Source organism: Collinsella sp. AF14-35, from assembly GCF_003464565.1.
GTDB lineage: Bacteria > Actinomycetota > Coriobacteriia > Coriobacteriales > Coriobacteriaceae > Collinsella.
The window spans coordinates 153982-174821 of the sequence record NZ_QRZD01000001.1 but is presented as its reverse complement, the minus strand read 5'-3'; the positions used below and the strand labels follow the sequence as shown (position 1 = coordinate 174821).

General features: G+C 60.2%; 15 protein-coding genes. 14 read left to right on the top strand and 1 reads right to left on the bottom strand.

Going from position 1 to position 20840, the window contains the following annotated elements; all coding sequences use genetic code 11:
• The 4 genes from DWW12_RS00790 to DWW12_RS00775 all read left to right on the top strand — a co-directional run bounded on the left by DWW12_RS00790 (position 1) and on the right by DWW12_RS00775 (position 4701).
• Positions 1 to 579 (top strand): DNA-deoxyinosine glycosylase, encoded by a 579-nt coding sequence (locus DWW12_RS00790; RefSeq protein ID WP_117854534.1) that lies wholly within the window; start codon positions 1 to 3, stop codon positions 577 to 579.
• A 378-nt stretch (positions 580 to 957) separates the two neighbouring features.
• A complete protein-coding gene (locus tag DWW12_RS00785) occupies positions 958 to 1800 on the top strand; it encodes a PRD domain-containing protein (protein WP_117854532.1) in 843 nt (280 codons plus the stop codon).
• A gap of 51 nt (positions 1801 to 1851) precedes the next feature.
• Positions 1852 to 3249, top strand: coding sequence for a PTS transporter subunit EIIC (locus DWW12_RS00780; protein ID WP_117854530.1), 1398 nt, complete (start codon positions 1852 to 1854; stop codon positions 3247 to 3249).
• A 48-nt stretch (positions 3250 to 3297) separates the two neighbouring features.
• On the top strand, positions 3298 to 4701 hold the full coding sequence (locus tag DWW12_RS00775) for a glycoside hydrolase family 1 protein (protein ID WP_117854529.1): 1404 nt from the start codon (positions 3298 to 3300) through the stop codon (positions 4699 to 4701).
• A 157-nt stretch (positions 4702 to 4858) separates the two neighbouring features.
• Here the strand turns inward: DWW12_RS00775 and DWW12_RS00770 are convergent, their stop codons facing one another.
• Positions 4859 to 5545 carry a hypothetical protein gene (locus DWW12_RS00770; RefSeq protein WP_117854527.1) on the bottom strand — a complete coding sequence of 229 codons (687 nt, stop codon included), beginning with the start codon at positions 5543 to 5545 and terminating at the stop codon, positions 4859 to 4861.
• Positions 5546 to 5650: 105 nt separating this feature from the next.
• On the opposite strand from DWW12_RS00770, the gene DWW12_RS00765 reads away from it, so the two are divergent.
• The 10 genes from DWW12_RS00765 to rpsG all read left to right on the top strand — a co-directional run bounded on the left by DWW12_RS00765 (position 5651) and on the right by rpsG (position 20826).
• The gene (locus tag DWW12_RS00765; RefSeq protein ID WP_117854525.1) at positions 5651 to 6787 is read left to right on the top strand and encodes a pyridoxal phosphate-dependent aminotransferase; all 1137 of its coding nucleotides are present in this window, start codon (positions 5651 to 5653) and stop codon (positions 6785 to 6787) included.
• Between the two features lie 504 nt (positions 6788 to 7291).
• On the top strand, positions 7292 to 7813 hold the full coding sequence (gene rplJ / locus DWW12_RS00760; protein WP_117646079.1) for a 50S ribosomal protein L10: 522 nt from the start codon (positions 7292 to 7294) through the stop codon (positions 7811 to 7813).
• A 102-nt stretch (positions 7814 to 7915) separates the two neighbouring features.
• A complete protein-coding gene (rplL, locus tag DWW12_RS00755; protein ID WP_006235005.1) occupies positions 7916 to 8293 on the top strand; it encodes a 50S ribosomal protein L7/L12 in 378 nt (125 codons plus the stop codon).
• Positions 8294 to 8604: 311 nt separating this feature from the next.
• On the top strand, positions 8605 to 9513 hold the full coding sequence (locus DWW12_RS00750; protein WP_117802937.1) for a UTP--glucose-1-phosphate uridylyltransferase: 909 nt from the start codon (positions 8605 to 8607) through the stop codon (positions 9511 to 9513).
• 350 nt (positions 9514 to 9863) lie between these two features.
• The gene (locus DWW12_RS00745) at positions 9864 to 13292 is read left to right on the top strand and encodes a DNA-directed RNA polymerase subunit beta (protein ID WP_233506176.1); all 3429 of its coding nucleotides are present in this window, start codon (positions 9864 to 9866) and stop codon (positions 13290 to 13292) included.
• A gap of 6 nt (positions 13293 to 13298) precedes the next feature.
• Positions 13299 to 17774 carry a DNA-directed RNA polymerase subunit beta' gene (locus DWW12_RS00740; RefSeq protein ID WP_199570608.1) on the top strand — a complete coding sequence of 1492 codons (4476 nt, stop codon included), beginning with the start codon at positions 13299 to 13301 and terminating at the stop codon, positions 17772 to 17774.
• Positions 17775 to 18085: 311 nt separating this feature from the next.
• Positions 18086 to 18604 carry an RNA polymerase sigma factor gene (locus tag DWW12_RS00730; protein WP_117854521.1) on the top strand — a complete coding sequence of 173 codons (519 nt, stop codon included), beginning with the start codon at positions 18086 to 18088 and terminating at the stop codon, positions 18602 to 18604.
• Positions 18555 to 19631, top strand: a complete 1077-nt coding sequence (locus DWW12_RS00725) for a DUF4179 domain-containing protein (RefSeq protein ID WP_117854519.1) — start codon at positions 18555 to 18557, stop codon at positions 19629 to 19631. The genes DWW12_RS00730 and DWW12_RS00725 overlap by 50 nt, the downstream gene beginning before the upstream one ends.
• Before the next feature lie 269 nt (positions 19632 to 19900).
• Positions 19901 to 20278, top strand: a complete 378-nt coding sequence (gene rpsL, locus DWW12_RS00720) for a 30S ribosomal protein S12 (protein WP_006235012.1) — start codon at positions 19901 to 19903, stop codon at positions 20276 to 20278.
• A gap of 74 nt (positions 20279 to 20352) precedes the next feature.
• Entirely contained in the window at positions 20353 to 20826 is a 474-nt protein-coding gene (gene rpsG / locus DWW12_RS00715; RefSeq protein ID WP_006235013.1) for a 30S ribosomal protein S7, read from the top strand.
• The last annotated feature ends 14 nt before the right edge of the window (positions 20827 to 20840 follow it).

Here is a 20840-nt window from a genome sequence, read left to right as displayed (position 1 = left end):
ATGGCTGCGTCCGACGAGGGCTATCAACATATTGAGCATGGGTTTGAACCCGTGTTTGACGAGCGCTCGAGCGTTTTGGTGCTAGGGTCGTTTCCCTCGGTGCTCTCGCGTGCCAATGCCTTCTACTATGGCAATCCGCAGAACCGCTTTTGGCGCGTGATGGCCGCGTGCCTCGGAGTGCCTGTGCCGCCCAACGAGGGCGACCCTTTGGCGGACAGCGAGCCCGCGACGCTCGACGCCTCAATTGCCGCCAAGCGATCCATGCTGCTGAACGGCGGCGTGGCTCTGTGGGATGTGATCGAGAGCTGTGACATTAAGGGCTCGAGCGACGCGAGCATTCGCAACGTTGTGCCGATCGATATCGGGCGTATTACCGCCGTGGCTCCGATCGAGGCGGTCGTCTGCAACGGCGGCACCGCGGGACGTCTCTACCACCGCTACCTTGAGTCTCTGACAGGCATCAAGGCGCAGGTCATGCCCTCAACGAGTCCCGCTAACGCGGCTTGGAGCCTTGATCGCCTCATCGCCTTCTGGGCCACTGCCGTCACCTGGCGCCCCCAACCTCATCACGATATTTAACCGAAACTGGAATTTCGGTCGGCTAGAGCGGGCTGTTGCATTCTAAACGACCGAAACTCCAGTTTCGACTAAAACGCGGGTAGGGTGGGGCAGGGAGGAAATGCCGTTCACCGGGGATTTTCTACCGTTCGCATTGGAATTGTTGCTCTGGTGGCATCGGTCGTGCAGACTGGAACACGGAATGTTACCCACTTGGGGCATGACCTGTTCTACTCACAACCGCATCTTTTTTGGAATGTTACTCTCTGAGGCACGACCAAGCGTTCGCAGGCTTTGCGCCTTGCGATTGTTTGTTAAGCTTCAGAGAGTTTTTGTTTCTAGCGATCGTATGAAGCGCGTTCTAAAAGATGCACCGGGAATGGCTGGAAAGGGAACGGCATGAAGGCAGTCCGCCGCATCAACAACAACGTGGCCGTGTGCCGGGACAACGCCGGCAACGAGCTCCTCGCCATGGGCAAAGGCATCGGCTTTGGCCAGCTGCCGCGCGAGCTTACGCTTGCCGAGGTCGAGCGCACGTTCTACAACGTTGACGAGCGGTGCTTCAGCGCGATCAACGATCTGCCGCAGGATGTGATGGAGTTCTCCATCTCCTGCGCGGACTACGTTCGCAATGAGCTGCCCTACGAGCTGAGCGCCAATCTCGCTTTTACCCTGGCCGACCACCTCTCGTTTGCTATCGACCGCGCAAAGAAGAACATGCAGGTGCGTATGCCGCTCGCCTATGACGTGGAGCAGATGTACCCGGCGGAGTACCGCCTGGGCAAGCATATCGCCCGCCGCGTGCAGAAGCAGTTTTGCGTCGCTTTGCCCAACAGCGAGGCGACAGGCATCGCCCTCAATATTATCAATGCGCGTCTGGGTGCGGCGACCGAGGCCGAGAAGGAACGCGAGCGCCAAGACGATAACATGCTCGAGGATGTTACCGAGATCATCGAGGATGACTTCGGCATCGACATCGACCGCAGTTCGTTTGCCTTCTCGCGCTACGCCACGCACATGCGCTATCTCTTTGAGCGCCTTCACTCCGGCGAGGTTCTCGACAGCAGCTGTGTAAACGGCTTCCGCGGCATCGAGGAGCAGTATCCGCGCGAGGCTGCGTGCGTCGCAAAGATCTCCCAGCATATCGAGGGCGAATGGGATGGGGCCGTCGTGAGCAACGACGAGCGCCTGTATCTGGTGGTCCATGTGAGTAGGCTCCGCATCAAAGGTACGGGAAGGTAGCGCGTACAACGTGGCACGCTGCTGCTCCCAGCAACCGAAAAGGGTACGACAATGGCTAAAGCAGAACGCTATGCCGAGCTCGCCAGCAAGGTAGTCGAATACGTTGGCGGCAAGGACAACATCGTCTTCTTCACGCATTGCGTGACGAGGCTTCGCTTCAACGTCAAGGACAAGAGCTTGGTCAAGGGCTCGGACATCGAGAAGATCCGAGGCGTAATGGGTTGCCAGTGGGTAGGCGACCAATACCAGATCATCATCGGACAGTTCGTGTCCGACGCCTACAACCTGATCGTCAAGGAGACCGGTCTTGAGGGCAATGGGTCCGTTGACGAGGACATGGGCGACGCCCACAAGAAGAAGTTCAGCATCAACGCCGTCTTTGATGCCATCTCGGGCTCGATCACGCCGATCATCCCTGTGTTTATCGGTGCCGGCTTTATCAAGATCGCTGTGCTGCTGCTCACGCAGTTCGGCCTTCTTACCGCTGATAACACCACCATCCAGGTGTTGACGTTCGTCGGCGACGCGGGCTTCTACTTCCTGCCTGTCTTTGTGGGCGCGTTTGCGGCTAAGAAGTTCGGCGCCAACATGGCGCTCGGCATGATGATGGGCGCCATCTTTATTCACCCGTCCTTTATCTCCGCGGTAACGGACGGCACGGCGCTCAGCGTCTACGGTATCCCTGTCTATGCCACGACGTATTCGAGCTCCGTGGTGCCGGCGCTTCTCACCGTTTGGGTCATGTCCTATGTCGAGAAGTTCTTTGCCAAGCACTCGCCCGATTCGATCCGTTCTATCACCGAGCCGTTCTTTACGCTGCTCGTTATACTGCCGCTCGCTCTCTGCGTGCTCGGTCCCGTTGGCGCCTTTGTGGGTACGTACCTCTCCGAGGCTATCATGTGGCTCTACAACACTACCGGTTTCTTTGGCATCGCCGTGCTCTCTGCGATCTTCCCGTGGATTGTTATGACTGGCATGCACACCGCCCTTGCGCCCTATCTTGTTAACGCCATGGCTACCGTCGGCTACGACCCCATCATCTGCACGGCCAACGTCGTTGCCAATATCGACCAGGGTGCCGCGTGCGCTGCCGTAGCCTTCAAGACCAAGCACGACGAGAATCTGCGTTCCGTCGCCTCCGCTTGCGCCGTCACGGCTATCGTGGGCGGTGTGACCGAGCCCGGTATGTTCGGCGTCAACCTTAAGCTCAAGACGCCTATGTACGGCGCTATGATCGGCTCCTTCTTTGGTGCCCTCGTTGCCGGCTTTGGCCATGCCTACCTCTACTCCATGATTGGTTCCGGAGGTCTCTTTGCCCTTCCCGCATACCTGGGTGGCGACAACCCGTTTGCCAGCATGGCCTGGATGGCTGCCGGTCTTGTTGTTGGTGCCATCGTGACCTTTATCGCCACCTACATCCTCTACAAGCCCGAGGTTGCCGAGGCGTAATCGTCGATTGTTCCAATCAGTTGTCCAATTTTTAGATAGGAGATAAGCATGTCTTTCCCTGAGAACTTCCTGTGGGGTGGCGCTACCGCTGCTAACCAGTGCGAGGGTGCCTACCTCACCGACGGCAAGGGCCTCAGTACCGCCGACGTTATGACCGCGGGCGACAAGGATACGCCGCGCCGCATCACCGACGGCTGCCTGCCTGGCGAGAACTACCCGAGCCATGTGGCCATCGACCACTATGGTCACTTCAAGGAGGATATAGCCCTCTTTGGCGAGATGGGCTTCAAGACCTATCGCATGTCCATCAATTGGGCGCGCATCTTCCCCAACGGCGACGATGATGAGCCTAACGAGGCCGGTCTTGCCCACTATGACGCTGTCTTTGACGAGTGCCATAAGTACGGTATCGAGCCCTTGGTGACGCTCTCCCACTACGAGACGCCGCTCGGCCTGCAGAAGTACGGCTCGTGGGAGAACCGCAAGGTCATCAATTTCTACCTCAACTACGTCAAGACCGTCTTTACGCGCTACAGGGGCAAGGTTAAGTACTGGCTCACCTTCAACGAGATTAACTGCATGTCGATGAGCCCGTGGATGGCCGGCGGCATTGCCCCCGATGCGAGCGAGCAGGTCCGCATGACGGCCGCCTACCACCAGTTTCTGGCGAGCGCCCAGGCGGTGCAGCTGGCGCACGAGATTGACCCGGAGAACAAGGTTGGCATGATGTACGGTGGCATGTTCAGCTATCCCAATAGCTGTGATCCGGCCGACGTCAAGGCCAACGAGGAGTTCATGCGCACCAACCTGTTCTACCCGGACGTGATGTGTCGTGGCTACTATCCCGCCTACAAACTCAAGGAGTTCGAGCGCCGCGGGATCGTCCTGCCCGAGGAGCTGGGCGACAAGGAAATCCTGCGCGCCGGCACGGTAGACTTCCTCTCGTACAGCTATTACTTCACCATGGTGTGCGGTAAGAAGACCAACGCCATGGCGCTCGACTGCGGCAGCGTCGTGACGGGCTATACCAACCCCTATGTTGAGCAGACCCCCTGGGGCTGGAGCATCGACCCGTACGGTCTGCGCTACTCGCTCAACCTCTTCTACGACCGCTATCAGATTCCGCTGATGATCGTGGAGAACGGTCTGGGCACGTATGACAAGGTCGAAGAGGACGGCTCGATTCACGACCCGTATCGCATCGACTACCTGCGTGCCCATATCAAGGCCATGAAGGAGGCTGTCGAGATCGACGGCGTCGACCTGATGGGCTACACGCCGTGGGGCTGCATCGATATCGTCTCGGCCGGTACCGGCGAGATGAAGAAGCGTTACGGTTTCATCTACGTGGACGCCGACGACGAGTGCAAGGGCTCGCTCGCACGTAGCCGCAAGGATAGCTTCTTCTGGTACAAAAAGGTTATTGCCAGCAACGGCGAGGACCTGGACTAGCTTTCGGACGGGGTCGCAATCCTGCGGCCCCGTTTTGCCCCATTAAAGGCCTTAGCCTGTGCGCCGTGCGCAGCGCGGCCCGAAACCCGTGAGGGCCGGCGCCTCTAAACGCATAACGGAAATCCAAGGGCTATACCCTAAGAGCAAACCACCCCTTTTAGGGGTGGTTTTGATGCGCGGCCACTAGGTGCCAGAGCGGGGCGGGGGGCGCAGGCTTGGCCATGACGGCGCCGTCGCTGTCAAAGACGCTCACGTCGGCGCCGCCGAGCTGCTGTGCCCGTTTGACCGAGCATCCCATGCGCACGGCACCCACGAGTTTGTCGATGGCCTCGGAGAATGGCCTGCGCAGGGCGCCCATGCGGGGCGACCCGCAGAGCTTTGCCGATAGTCCGCCCATCGCGAGCACGGTGGCTCCGCCCCAGAGTATGTTGCCCGTTTGGGCGTTCCTCTGTAGCCTTGCGAGCACGCCGCGCGCTGCCTCGGGATCCGTGCCGTCGGTTTCGACGATCGCATAGAGCCGCGTGCCGTGTTGTGCAATAGCGCTAAGTGCGGAGAGCCTGGTGGCATCGAGGGCCTCTGCGGTGTTCGACCCGCCTTGCCTGATCGCCAAGACAATGGCGTCAAACGTCCCGGTCGGGTGCCCTTCTGCTAGTTTCATCGACTCAAACGAGGGCAGTTTCGTGTCCGAGATTCTGGCGTAGGCGGTATATGCGTCCTTAAAGTCCTCAAGCAAAAAGACGAGTCCGGGATCGGCATCGAAAAATGTGAGCGCGATGCTCTCCGGCGTCGAGGGCGTCTCGGCATCGAGCTCCTCCTGGTTTTCGTGCGCGCGATCGGGCGACATGGTTCCTTCTTTCTGGTCGATGGCCTCTACAGTACAACGTTACAACAAGGTTTCGGCGCTCTCGCGGCGCTATCCTTATGCAATCAAGCACTTGAGAGGAGATCCATGCGTCTGCCCATGAACACATCGCTCGCCGGCCTCAAGCCCTCCGGCATCCGCCGGATCAATGCGCTCGCCGCTCAGCACCCGGGGTGCATCGCGCTCGCGCTTGGCGAGCCCGATTTTCCCACGCCCGATGTGATTGGCGCCGAGGTGACTACCTCGCTGGTGCGCGGTGACACGCACTATCCGCCCAACAACGGTCGCCCCGCCCTGCGCGAGGCGCTGTCTGCCTACATGGGCGACGCGGGTCTTACGTTTTCTGCCGACGAGGTCATCCTGACCGACGGCGCGACCGAGGCCCTGTCGGCAACGTTCATGGCTATGCTCAACCCTGGTGACGAGGTCATTATCCCCACACCGGCCTTTGGCCTGTACGAGAGCATCGTCGTGGCCAACCATGCCAAAGCTGTCTTTTTGGACACGGAGCCCGCACAATTTCAGATTGACGAGGACGCCCTTCGTGCTTGCGTGACGCCGGCGACCAAAGCCATCGTCATTTGCTCGCCCAACAATCCCACGGGCTGTATCCTCAACGCGGCTTCGCTCGACGCCGTGGCGCATGTGGCGGAGCGGACGGGCATCTACGTGGTCTGCGACGACGTCTACAACCGCCTGGTCTATGTGGATGGCTACGAGCGCTTTGCCCAGCGTCACCCGGAGCTGCGTGAGCAGACGGTAGTCATCGAGAGCTTTTCCAAGCCATGGGCTATGACCGGCTGGCGCTTGGGCTGGCTTGCGGCGGCCGCTCCGGTGGTTGCCGAGATCGCAAAGGCTCATCAATACCTCGTATCGAGCGCTGTATCCTTCGAGATGAACGCCGCCCGCGTGGCGCTCACCGTGGACCCGTCGCCGATGCTCGAAGTCTACCGAGCCCGCCGCGAGCGCGTACTCGCAGCCTTAGACGCCATGGGCCTCGACGCAGTAGAACCAGCAGGAGCCTTCTACGCCTTCCCCAGCATTAAACAATTCGGCCTAACAAGCGAAGACTTCTGCATCAAAGCCATCGAAGAAGCCAATGTAGCCCTAGTCCCCGGAGACTGCTTCGGCTGCGAAGGCCACATCCGCCTAAGCTACTGCGTAAGCGACGAAAACCTAGACAAAGGCCTAAATCGCCTGTCCACCTTCATTTCGACTTTGTAGTCCTCAGGGATGCAACACATCAGCCCACCGACATAAGGGTTATGCGTGGGGCGCGTCGCTCAACGGACACGAGGATTCGCAGCAAAGGCAACGTAGCTCCGGCCGGGAGGGGCAGGGCGAGTTTTCCGTAGATTCCGCACGAGCCGAAGGCCACTTAATGTGGCCTTCGTGCGAGCCCAGGACTTGACCGAGCGGAAAACTCGCCCTGCCCCTCCCGACCGGAGCGTATGCAGGGTTTGTGTGCGAATCCTCGTGCCCGTTGACCGACGCCGGGGTCCCCGCCATAATACTTTCGGTTCACGCACGAATCCGCTGCCAGAGACAGCCGGTGCAAACGGGCATCGCTCGCGAGCTTAATGGGACATCCCGCCAGCCGAGGTGGTCGAGTAGATATGTCTTCTCGCCCCCGTCGCTCATGCAGCGCGGGGGCTTTCTTTTTGGACATGCCCCCGTCACGTCCTTGTGGCGGACCGTGCCCGGAAAGAAATCGAGGAGGTGTAATTCATGCCCCAGCAGTACAAAATCGACAAGGTTGCAGAGATCGAGTCCCGTATCGCCGAGAACGCCGGTCTGTTCGTCGTCAACTACAACGGTCTGACGGTTAAGCAGGCTCAGGAGCTGCGTCATCAGCTTCGCGAGTGCGGCGCCGAGATGAAGGTCTACAAGAACAACCTGGTCAAGATCGCTCTCAAGAACCAGGAGCAGCCCGAGCTCGACGAGATCCTCGCCGGCCCCGTCGCTTATGTGTTCTACGAGACCGAGCCGGTCGAGGCCGCTAAGACCCTTAAGGACTTCTCCGCTAAGTCCAAGGGCGTCCTTGAGATCAAGGGCGGTATCTCCGACGGCAAGGCCGTTTCCGCTGATGATGTTAAGGCTATCGCCGAGCTGCCCACCAAGGATCAGCTTCTCGGCCAGATCGCCGGTCTCATCTCCGGTTTCGCTCGCGACATCGCTGTCTGCGTCAACGGCGTTTCCTCTGGTCTCGCTCGTTCGATCCAGCAGGTCTCCGAGCAGAAGGCAGCCTAGTCGCTGTTTTCACCCGCGGCGGCAACGCCGCACTCCTGGCGCATTCGCGCCGTGTTTTAACTGATCTCCGTGCATTCGCACGGAAACCGAAAGGACTTAGAAATGGCTAAGCTTACCACCGATGAGATCATCGATGCTCTTAAGGAAATGACCCTTCTCGAGGCTTCCGAGCTCGTTAAGGCTATCGAGGACACCTTCGGCGTTTCCGCCGCTGCTCCTGCCGCCGTTGTCGCCGCTCCCGCTGCTGGCGCTGCTGAGGCCGAGGAGAAGACCGAGTTTGACGTCGTGCTCGAGGGCTTCGGCGACAACAAGATCCAGGTCATCAAGGCCGTCCGTGAGCTCACCAACCTTGGCCTGAAGGAGGCCAAGGAGGTCGTCGAGGGCGCTCCCAAGGCTGTTCTCGAGGGTGCCAAGAAGGAGGACGCCGAGGCTGCCAAGGAGAAGCTCGAGGCTGCTGGCGCTGCTGTCACCCTCAAGTAATCAGGCTTTCTCGCCAGATTTCTTTGCAGACGGGGTTCGCATTGCGAGCCCCGTCTTTTTCATTTTGACCCCTCTATTTTGCTGACTCGGCATGCAAATTGCTGCCGCTTGCAGTGCTTTGGGGTCGCTACCGTTGGGCGATAAAATTGCACCATTCGAGCAATAATTTGCGTTGACCTGCTGAAGAATGGCGCTTGCCTACATTAACGTTAATGAACGGCGGTAAGATAAACCGGTATCGCAATTTGGTCTGCGGCTGTGTGCCGCACGCATGGGGCGCTTTTGCGCCTGCGAAAGGATCTTTGAATAACATGAAGGCAATCATCCCCGCCGCCGGTCTTGGCACGCGTTTTCTGCCTGGCACCAAGTGCACGCCCAAAGAGATGCTGCCGGTGCTCGACAAGCCCGTCATTCAGTACGTCGTCGAGGAGGCGCTCGAGCCCGAGGAGGTCGACGATGCCATCATCGTTACTTCTCCCGGTAAGCCCGAGCTACTGAACTACTTCCAGCCTGATCGCTCGCTCGAGAACCTGCTGCGCGAGCGCGGCAAGAACGCCTATGCCGATGCTGTCGCCCACGCTGGCGGTATGCCGGTCGACTTCCGTTATCAGTACGAGCCCAAGGGCCTCGGCCATGCTATTCGCTCTGCTGCCGACGCCGTGGCAGGGGAGAACTTCCTGGTTCTTCTGGGCGACTACGTTGTGCCTAACCGCGATATCTGCGACAAGATGCTCGCCGTTTCCAAGGAGCACGGTGGCGCTTCGGTTATCGCCGTCGCTGCTTGCTCGCCCGAGGAAGTCAGCCGCTACGGCGTTATCGCCGGCGAGCGCGTCGGTTCGCTCGAGGGCGCCGAGAACGTTGCCGATGCCGAGCCGGGCGCTGTCTGGCGCATCGGCGGTCTGGTCGAGAAGCCCGCTCCCGAGGCGGCTCCGTCCAACCTGTACATCGTCGGTCGCTACCTGCTGAGCCCGCTGGTCATGGACTTGCTGGCAGATCAGCAGGCCGGCAAGGGCGGCGAGATCCAGCTCACCGACGCCATGGCCCGTTCGCTCGACCGCGAGGCCATGTACGCCGTCGTCATCGACCCGCTGTCGGGCTACGACACCGGCACTCCCTCTGGTTGGATGGCCACTAACGCCCTCATGGCTGCAAACGACCCCCGCTTTGCCGATGCCTTCTGGGACGCCATCGACGAGCGCGGCGGATTGATGCGCAAGTAAGCCATCGGGCACCGACATTTACGGGCGTGGACCTCGGTTCGCGCCCGTTTTTTATAAGAGCTGCGATTGCTGGCTCTCTGTTCACAGAAAATATATGAACAGATGTTCGATACACATACATCTACCTGCGTGTTTTCTGTCGAAAAACTTTGCTACTCCAAAAACTCAATCGCGTCAAGGCTTTTCTTGCCCAACGGTCGGTACCTGATAAACTATTAGGTTGCGATAACTGGCGAAGCTATGCCTCGCCAACCCACCGAGCATTTCCGTGAAGGAGGAAAAACCTGGTGACCTACGCATACACTGCCACTGAGCGCAAGCGCGTCAGCTTCGGGAAAATCCCGGAGGCCATGGAGCTCCCCAACCTTATCTCTGTTCAAAGGGAATCCTTTGAGCGTTTTAAGGACGAGGGCCTTCGTGAGGCGTTCAAGGAATCCAGCCCCATCCAGAGCCAGAACCATGTTCTCGAGGTTACCTTCGGCGAGCATCAGTTCGGCGACCCCGCGCACACCGTCGAGGAGTGCCGCGAGAAGGATATGACCTATCAGGCTCCGCTTCTGACCGACGTCCGTCTCACCAACAAGGAGACCGGCGAGATCAAGGAGCAGCTCGTCTTTATGGGCGACTTCCCCATGATGACCGATCAGGGCACCTTCATCATCAACGGTACCGAGCGTATCGTCGTCTCGCAGCTCGTCCGCTCCCCGGGCGTGTACTACAGCTCCGAGATGGATTCGGGCAAGCAGATCTACAAGGCCCAGATCATCCCGTCCCGCGGTGCCTGGCTTGAGTTTGAGGTCGACAAGCGCGACCAGCTCATGGTCTCCATCGACCGTAAGCGCAAGCAGAGCGCCACGATGTTCCTGCGCGCCCTTGGCATCGCCGTCACCAACGACGACATCATCGAGCTGCTCGGCAACTCCGATGTGATCAAGCGCACCCTGGAGCGCGACACCGCCCTCACCCGCGAGGACGCCCTCATCGAGATCTACCGTCGCCTGCGCCCAGGCGAGCCTCCCACCGTGGACGCTTCCCGCAGCCTGCTCGAGGGCCTGCTCTTTAACCCGCAGCGCTACGATCTGGCCCGCGTCGGTCGTTACAAGGTCAACAAGAAGCTCAACCTCACCACCGAGGAAGAGGTCACGGTGCTCACCGACGAGGATATCGTCGCGACGCTGCGCTACCTGCTGTCCCTCGCTGCCGGCGAGCAGGGCTTCAAGGTCGACGACATCGACCACTTTGGCAACCGCCGTATCCGCACCGTTGGCGAGCTCGTCGCCAACCAATTCCGTATCGGCATGAGCCGTATGGAGCGCGTCGTCCGTGAGCGCATGAGCTCCCAGGACATCGACGAGATAACCCCACAGTCGCTCATCAACATCCGCCCGATCGTGGCCTCCATCAAGGAGTTCTTCGGTTCCTCGCAGCTCTCGCAGTTCATGGACCAGGCGAACCCCCTGACCGGTCTGACCCACAAGCGCCGTCTGTCCGCACTCGGCCCTGGTGGTCTTGCCGGTCACAAGTCCGGCTCCAGCCGCCGCACCAACGTGCCGACGGCCGTCCGCGACGTTCACAACTCGCACTACAGCCGCATGTGCCCGATCGAGACCCCCGAAGGCCCCAACATCGGCCTGATCGGCTCGCTCGCCCTCTACGCCCGCGTCAACGAGTATGGCTTCATCGAGGCCCCGTTCCGTCGCGTCGAGAACGGCGTTGCCACCGACCAGATCGACTGGATGACCGCTGACGAGGAAGAGAAGCACGTTATCGCGCCGGCCAACACGCCGCTCGATCCCAAGACCAACGAGTTCATCACGACCGATGCCGAGGGCAAGCTTGTCCGCCCGCACACCGTGATCGCCCGTACCCGCGACTTCGACGGTTCCTTCGGCGCTCCCGCCGACGTGCCCGTCGAGGACGTCGACTACATGGACGTCTCGCCGCGTCAGATGCTCTCCGTCGCAGCCACGCTGATCCCGTTCCTTGAGCACGACGACGCCAAGCGTACGCTGATGGGCGCTAACATGCAGCGTCAGGCCGTGCCGCTGGTTCACCCCGCCGCTCCCTATGTCGGTACCGGCATGGAGCGTCGCGCCGCTCTGGACTCCGGCGAGGTCACCCTGGCCAAGAACGCCGGCGAGGTTATCTTTGCCGACGCCGCCAAGATTATCGTCAAGCATGCCGGCGGCATGGACGAGTATCATCTGGCCAAGTACCAGCGCTCCAACCAGTCCACCTGCATCAACCACCGTCCGCTCGTGCGCGTCGGTGACACCGTTGAACAGGGCGAGCCTCTGGCCGACGGTCCTTCGACCGATCACGGCGAGCTCGCACTGGGCCAGAACCTCACCGTGGCCTACATGCCGTGGGAAGGCTTTAACTACGAGGACGGTATCGTCGTGTCCGAGCGCCTGGTGGCCGAGGACCTGCTGACGACCATCAACATCACCCGTCACGAGATCGACGCCCGCGACACCAAGCTCGGCCCCGAGGAGATCACCCGCGAGATCCCGAACCTCTCCGAGGACATGCTTGCCAACCTCGACGAGGACGGCATCATCCGCATCGGCGCCGAGGTCGGCCCTGGCGACATCCTGGTCGGCAAGGTCACGCCTAAGGGCGAGAGCGCTCTGACCGCCGAGGAGCGCCTGCTGCGCGCCATCTTCGGTGCCAAGGCCCACGACGTCCGCGATACCTCCCTTAAGATGCCTCACGGCGCTTACGGCCGCGTCATCGATGTCGTCCGCTTTAGCCGCGAGAACGGCGACGACCTGGCCCCCGGCGTCAACGAGCAGGTGCGCGTCTACGTCGCCCAGCGTCGTAAGATCCAGCAGGGTGATAAGATCGCCGGCCGCCACGGCAACAAGGGTGTTATCTGTAACGTTCTGCCGGTCGAGGACATGCCCTACATGGCTGACGGTACCCCGATCGACGTTATCCTCAACCCGCTGGGCGTTCCTTCGCGTATGAACGTCGGCCAGCTGCTCGAGTGCCACCTTGGCTGGGCTGCTGCCTGCGGTTGGGATACCGAGCAGGCCGACTCCGACAAGTACGTCCCCGGTCCGTTCTTCACCGCCACGCCCGTCTTCGACGGCGCCAAGGAGGACGAGATCGCCGAGGTCATCCGTCGTGCCAACAAGAACATGCTCAACAAGGCCACCGCTGCCTTTGGCGATCACATGCGCCCCGAGTTCGTCACCCAGCTTGACGAGCGCGGCAAGACCCGTCTGTTCGACGGCCGCACCGGCGAGGAGTTCCGCGAGCCCATTACCGTGGGTACGTCCTACATCCTCAAGCTCGGCCACATGGTCGACGACAAGATCCACGCCCGTTCGACTGGCCCTTACAGCCTGGTTACCCAGCAGCCTCTGGGCGGCAAGGCCCAGTTCGGCGGCCAGCGCTTCGGCGAGATGGAAGTTTGGGCACTGTACGCTTACGGCGCTTCCAACGTCCTGCAGGAGATCCTGACCGTCAAGTCCGACGATACCGTGGGCCGCGTCAAGACCTACGAGTCCATCGTCAAGGGCGAGAACGTTCCTGTCCCGGGTATCCCCGAGTCCTTCAAGGTTCTCGTCAAGGAGATCCGCTCCCTCGCGCTGGACATCGAGCCCATGCACGATGCCGACGAGGACGCCTCCGCCCCTGTGACCGCCGAGGAGACCTCTGCTCTCGACGACCTGGCTGCGCTCGCCGGCGTTGACACCGACGTCGAGGCCGAGGATGCCGAGACCGCCGAGGCACCCGAGGCTGTCGCCGCCACGACCACTGATAAGGAGTAGTTGACTGTGGCAGATTTCGAAGCTACTGATTTTGACTCGGTAAAGATCTCCCTTGCCTCCGCCGACCAGATCCGTTCCTGGTCGCACGGTGAGGTCAAGAAGCCGGAGACCATCAATTACCGTACCCTCAAGCCCGAGAAGGACGGCCTGTTCTGCGAGAAGATCTTCGGTCCCGCCAAGGACTGGGAGTGCTCCTGCGGCAAGTACAAGGGCATCCGCTTTAAGGGCATCGTCTGCGAGCGCTGCGGCGTCGAGGTCACCTCGGCCAAGGTGCGTCGCGACCGCATGGGCCACATCGAGCTCGCCGCTCCCGTGTCCCACATCTGGTACTTCAAGAGCCCCACGAGCTTCCCGATGAGCCGTATGCTCGACATCAAGTCCAAGGACCTCGAGAAGGTTCTGTACTTTGCCAGCTACATCATCACCGAGGTTGACTACGAGGCTCGCGAGGCCGACGCCGACGACCTGCGCGAGGAGCTCGCCGCCGATCTGGAAGAGATCGATGCCGAGTGCGCCCGCCAGATCGAGTCCCTCAAGGAGCAGGGCGACCCCGAGAACTTTGACGAGTTCTCCGACGAGGAGCCGCTGACCCCCGAGGAGATCGCCTCTGGCATCGTCGATATCGAGGAAGAGTGCAAGGACGAGAAGCAGCTCCGCACGGACGCCTTCAACGCCTTCATGAAGCTCACCGAGCGCGACCTCATCTCCGATGAGCCGCTGTTCCGCGAGATGACCCGTTACTACTCCATGTACTTCAAGGGTGGTATGGGTGCCGAGGCCGTCCGCGACCTGCTCGCTGCCATCGACCTCCCCTCCGAGGCCGAGAAGCTCAAGGCCATCATCGCTGACGAGGATTCTCAGAAGCAGAAGCGCGAGAAGGCCGTCAAGCGCCTCGAGGTCGTTGACGCCTTCCTGAAGGGTGGCAACAGCCCCGCGAACATGATTCTGGACGTCATCCCGGTCATTCCGCCCGATCTGCGCCCGATGGTCCAGCTCGACGGCGGCCGCTTCGCCGCGTCCGACCTCAACGACCTGTACCGTCGCGTGATCAACCGTAACAACCGACTCAAGCGCCTGCTCGACCTGGACGCCCCTGCGATCATCGTGAACAACGAGAAGCGCATGCTCCAGGAGTCCGTGGACGCCCTGTTCGACAACGGCCGTCGTGGTCGCCCGGTCTCTGGCCGTGGCGGTCGCCCGCTCAAGTCGCTCGCCGAGGCCCTCAAGGGCAAGCAGGGTCGTTTCCGCCAGAACCTGCTGGGTAAACGTGTCGACTACTCCGGCCGTTCGGTTATCGTTACCGACCCCAAGCTGCTGCTGCACCAGTGCGGTCTGCCCAAGACCATGGCGCTGGAGCTCTTCAAGCCCTTCGTCATGAAGCGCCTGGTCGAGCTTGGCAAGGTCGAGAACATCAAGGGCGCCAAGCGCGCTATCGACCGCGGTGCCACCTTTGTGTGGGATATCCTCGAAGAGGTCATCGACGGCCGCGTCGTGCTGCTCAACCGCGCACCGACCCTGCACCGTCTGTCTATCCAGGCCTTTGAGCCGGTTCTGGTCGAGGGCAAGGCTATCCACCTGCACCCGCTGGTCTGCTCGCCCTTCAACGCCGACTTCGACGGCGACCAGATGTCTGTCCACGTGCCGCTGTCCAGCCAGGCTCAGGCCGAGGCTCGCGTGCTCATGCTCTCTGCGAACAACCTGCGCTCGCCGGCATCCGGCAAGCCGGTCAACATCCCCTCGCAGGACATGATTATTGGTGTGTACTACCTGACCCAGGTCCGCGACGGTCTGCCGGGCGAGAACCACGTGTTCGCCAGCTTCGACGACGCGCTGCACGCCTATGACTGCCGCTCCGAGGTCGACATGCAGGCCAAGATTCAGGTCCGCGTGTCCGCCGAGAACGCCAACGTCATCAACGAGGACGGCACCCGTATCTTCCGCGTCAAGAACGGCAAGAACGAGTTCGTCGACTACGACGTCACCGGCAACAAGACCGCGCGCTTCGAGACCTCTATCGGCCGCATCATCTTCAACCGCCAGTGCCTGCCCGAAGACTACGAGTTCATGAACTACAAGATGGTCAAGGGCGATGTGGCCAAGCTGGTTGCGGACTGCTGCGATCGTTACCCCGAGGCCAAGGTCGGCCCGATCCTCGACGCCATCAAGTACTCCGGCTTCCACTACGCTACCCGCGCTGGCCTCACCATCTCGGTGTGGGACGCTCTCATCCCTGCCGAGAAGCAGGAGCTGCTCGATCGCGCCCAGGCCAACGTCGACCAGATCAACGAGTACTTCGAGGAGGGCTTCATCAACGAGACGGAGCGGCACATCGAAGTCGTTAACGAGTGGACCGCTTGTACCGATAAGGTTGCAGCGCTCATGCTCGACTTGTTCGACGAGGAGAACCCGCTCTACATGATGGCCGACTCCGGCGCCCGTGGTTCTAAGACCCAGCTGCGTCAGCTCGGCGGCATGCGTGGCCTGATGGCAGACATGTCCGGCGAGACGATCGACCTTCCCATTAAGGCGAACTTCCGCGAGGGCCTGCTGCCGCTCGAGTACTTCATTTCGACCTACGGCGCCCGTAAGGGCCTGGTCGATACCGCATCCCACACCTCGGACTCTGGTTACCTGACCCGTCGTCTGGTCGACGTGGCCCAGGACGTCATCGTCCGCGAGGAGGACTGCGGTACGCACGAGGGCGTCACCTACAACCTCATCATCCCCGGCACCACCGACCTCAACACCGACCTCGTCGGCCGTTGCTTCATTGAGGACGTCGTGGCTCCCGATGGCACCGTGCTCTTTGAGCAGGACGGCTACATCGAGAAGGTCGCTGACATCCAGAAGATGGTCGATGCCGGCCTTAAGAAGGTCAAGCTTCGCGCGCTGCTCACCTGCCGCTCCAAGTACGGCGTGTGCCAGAAGTGCTACGGCTGGGATCTTTCCACCCGTCGTCCGGTCGCCATCGGTACCGCGGTCGGCATTATTGCCGCCCAGTCCATCGGCGAGCCCGGTACGCAGCTTACGATGCGTACCATTCACTCCGGCGGCGTCGCTGGCGTCGACGATATTACGCAGGGTCTGCCTACGGTCAGCCGTATGTTCGATATCGTCGGCAACGTCAACGAGAAGATCCTGGGTCGCGAGGCCGAGCTGGCTCCGTACTCCGGCCACCTCTCGATTAAGCCCGAGAAGTCCGAGTACGTGCTGACGCTCACCGACTCCGAGGATCACACCCGTGTCCTCGACGAGCGTCGCGTCCCCGCTTCGGTGCGCTTCATGCCCGAGATCGAGGACGGCTGCGAGGTTCGCGCCGGCGACCAGATCACCAAGGGCTTCGTTAACTTCCGCAACCTGCGCAAGCTGACCGACATCGAGTCGACGATGCACACCTTCGTCGAGAGCGTCAAGGACGTCTACACCAGCCAAGGCGTCGACCTGAACGACAAGCACATCGAGGTGCTCGCACGTCAGATGCTGCGTCGCGTTCAGATCACCAACCCCGGCGACTCCAAGTACCTGCTTGGTCAGTACGTCGACCGCTACGAGTTTGCCGACGAGGTCGAGCGCGTTGCCCGTCTGGGCGGTCAGGCTCCCGTGGCCGAGCCCGTCATCCTGGGTACGCTCAAGGTCGCGTCCAACATCGACTCCTGGCTGTCGAGCGCTTCGTTCATCCGTACCGCTGGCGTCCTTACCGAGGCTGCCATCGAGGGCAAGGTCGACCACCTGCTCGACCTTAAGTCCAACGTCATCGTCGGTAAGAAGATCCCGGCTGGTACCGGCCTCAAGCCGTACGCCAACGCCAAGCTGACGTATCGCACGGCCGACGGCTACGTGGACATCGACGACCCGGCTTCGCCCAACGCCAAGTCGCTGCCCGAGTGGGCTCCTGTGGAGCTCAAGGACCTGGACGAGCAGCTCCCGCAGCAGCTCGACTGGGCCGGCTACGACGAGTTCGGTGGTGCTGACGGTTCGTTCACCCGCAACGGCCACACCATCTCCGCCGAGAAGGCTCGTCTGTACCTGTTCGACGACCTGGGCGTGTCGCAGCGCTGGACCAACAAGTTCAGCGAGGTTGGCATCGAGACGGTCGGCGACCTGGTTGGCAAGTCCGAGGAGGATCTGCTGCGCATCGATGGCATCGGCGCCAAGGCGATCGAGGAGCTCCGTGACGGCCTGGAGGCCCACGATCTGCTCTACATCCTCGAGAACAACGACGACGTTGCCGACGAGGAAGACCTCTCGCAGCTGCTGCAGATGGTCTTTAGCCCCGACGGTCCGGACGATATCCTGCTGGGTACCTCCGCTCCGACGCATCACGCCGACGCCGACGAGGAGCTCCTGGGCGCCCCGATCGACGACAAGAAGGCTCCCGCCAACGGCGCGATCAACGAGGACATGGCTTCCCTCGACGAGCTGCTCAACCAGCTCGTGGACACCGACGACGCCGAAGAGGCCAAGGACAACGACGAGGAGTAACTAGTTCCGCCGTTCTAACGAACGGCGGCGACCTCCGTCGCTGCGCGGCCCCCAGAGCTACAATCTGTCATTCAAAAGGCAGGGCATGACCAAAAGGTCAATGCCCTGCCTTTTTCATGCCACCTTGTACGCTCTGGGGGCCGCTCGCTTGCGTATGCTCAACCTGTTGCGTTCCGTTGATCCCTTGCCAAAAAAGGGACAGGTTTATTTTGGTAGGTTTTTCCTGCTTGAATTTGAAACATTTCGTCCGGTCAGAGCGTATCTATGGTGAGGGCCTCATCGAGAACTATTAACGTCACCGGGAGGTGATTATGGAAGAACAAGCATTTAGACAGGCGGTCGAAGACCACCGGGATGTCGTGTTTCGGATCGCGTTGACGTACCTGCGTGATCGCGCCGACGCCGACGATGTCGCTCAAGACGTCTTTCTGAAGTTACTCAAAAGCGATGCGCAATTTGAAAGCTGGGAACATCTTCGTCGATGGCTTATCCGGGTCACGATCAATGAATGCAAATCTCTCTTTCGAAAGCCGTGGAGACGCGTGGAGGATATTGAGAACCTGGCCGATTCGCTTTCGATGGCGCAGGACGAGACCAAGGCCGTCCTGTCGGACGTCATGCGGCTTCCAGAACGATTTCGTATCCCCATCGTGCTCTATTACTATCTGGGCTTCTCGACTTCAGAGATTGCCGAGTTGTTGCACGTACCAGCCGCGACCGTTCGAACGCGTTTAGCTCGCGGCAGATCGAAACTCAAGTTCATCCTAGAGGAGGGCGACCGTGAAATCCAACCAAATCAAGCAGGCCTTCGAGTCCGTCCAAGCCGATAGCGATCTTGCTGACCGTGTTCTTTATGCCGCTGCTGGTGAGCCGCTTCGCCGAAAGGGTCACGCGAAGCCTCTGTATGTTGCTGTGATCGGATGCCTTGCCGGGGTGTTGGCGACCGGAGGGGTCGCCTACGCCGTTGTCAATTCCAGTTATTTTGCCTCTGCCTGGGGAAACCATGGCAACGGAGAGTCCGTTACCTGGACTCAAGGTGGCTCGTCGGGGACTAAATATACCTACACCAGAGAGTTTGGTGATGGTATCGCGCCCCAAAGCTTGGAGGGTTCAGTACAGAAGGTCAATCTGTCCGTCGAGGGCAACGGCTATACACTCGACATTCATGATATGGCTATCGACCAAAACGGCTGCGGTGCTGTGACGTTTACGCTGTCCAATCCAAATGGTGTTAACTACTACAAGCCGGCAGCAGAGACAGGCGAACTTGTTCTCTATGGTGAAGAAGAACAAGGCATCGGTACACCCAGCATGAACTTCGGCGAGGAATGGGCTGACACACGCTGCACCATTGATAAGGACACATCAAGCGATACTGTCATTAATGGCACGATGTACTTTGCTTCTATGGATCGCGAGCGAGGTTTTCAACATGCGGTCACCTGGAATATCTCGTGGACCGAGGGCGAAGGAGAGGATGCGAAGCCGTTCGAGGCATCGACGCCCGAGTTTAGCGTTGGAGCGTACGTCGATACTAAGGAACTCCGCTCCGATGACTCGCCTCTCGAGATCAGCCCGTTTTCCATCCAGACGCACATCGATGATCTGGGCATTGACGCAGTCACGAAGAAGTTGACGGTTACCTACAAGGATGGATCGGAGCAGATTATCGAAGATGACGACGCAGGGGCGTACAATTTCTATGTTTCGATGGCGCGCAATAGCGGAGAGAACATTTGGGTGCCAACGAAGTTGATTGATGTCGACCAAGTGGTCTCAGTAACCCTTGAGGGCACGAGGTACACATCAACAGGAGAGACCGAAACAGAAGTACCCTTTACCATCGTCTATTCGTAAGGTCTGGGCCGCTTCCCAAGAGGGGAAGCGGCCTATTTTGCGTTACATGGACGGCTGGAATGGGCACTTGCGCACAGGCGGGGATTCCTTTTATGGAGGCTTTGCGGAAATATAGCTATTTTGGGATACGCCCGGCGGCGTGGTCTGTTGACGGCACAGCTAACGCCACGTATCCTATCGAACTGCGTGTTTCGTAGGGGGATGCTGACCCCTCGATTCAAGCCGTTGCACTTTACAGAAAGCTGGAATCATTCGAGAAGGAGTACGCTTTGCCTACTATTAACCAGCTGGTTCGCCAGGGCCGTCGTTCCGTGCCCAAGAAGTCCAAGAACGCTGCTCTGCAGCACAACTCCCAGAAGCGCGGCGTGTGCACTCGCGTCTTCACCACGAGCCCCAAGAAGCCGAACTCGGCTCTTCGTAAGGTTGCCCGTGTTCGCCTTGTCAACGGCATCGAAGTTACTGCTTACATCCCGGGTGAGGGCCACAACCTGCAGGAGCACTCCATCGTGCTTGTCCGCGGCGGTCGTGTCCGTGACCTCCCTGGTGTCCGTTATCACGTCATCCGTGGCGCCTACGACGCTGCTCCGGTCCAGAACCGTATGCAGGCCCGTTCCAAGTACGGTGCTAAGCGCCCCAAGGCTAAATAAGCCAGATAACGTTTTGATACTTTCGCCGTGTGCCGTCTTGAGCGCCGCACGGTAGACACTTAAGGAGATTTCACATGCCGCGTCGTGCAGCAGCTAATCGTCGTGAGGTTCAGCCTGACGCCGTTTACAACAACCGCCTGGTGACTCAGCTCATCAACAAGGTCCTTCTTGACGGTAAGAAGGCCACCGCTGAGCGCATCGTTTACACCGCTTTCGAGATCGTTGCCGAGAAGTCCGAGGGTGGCGACGCTCTCGCTACCTTCAAGAAGGCCATGGACAACGTCAAGCCCACGCTCGAGGTTAAGCCCAAGCGTGTCGGTGGCGCTACCTATCAGGTCCCGATGGAGGTCAACTCCCGTCGTTCCACCGCTCTGGGCATCCGCTGGATCGTCAACTTCTCCCGCGCTCGCAAGGAGAAGACCATGGCCGAGCGTCTCGCCAACGAGATCCTCGACGCTTCCAACGGCCTGGGCGCTTCCGTCAAGAAGCGTGAGGACGTCTTCAAGATGGCCGAGGCCAACCGCGCGTTCTCTCACTATCGTTGGTAAGTTAAGGTAAGGAA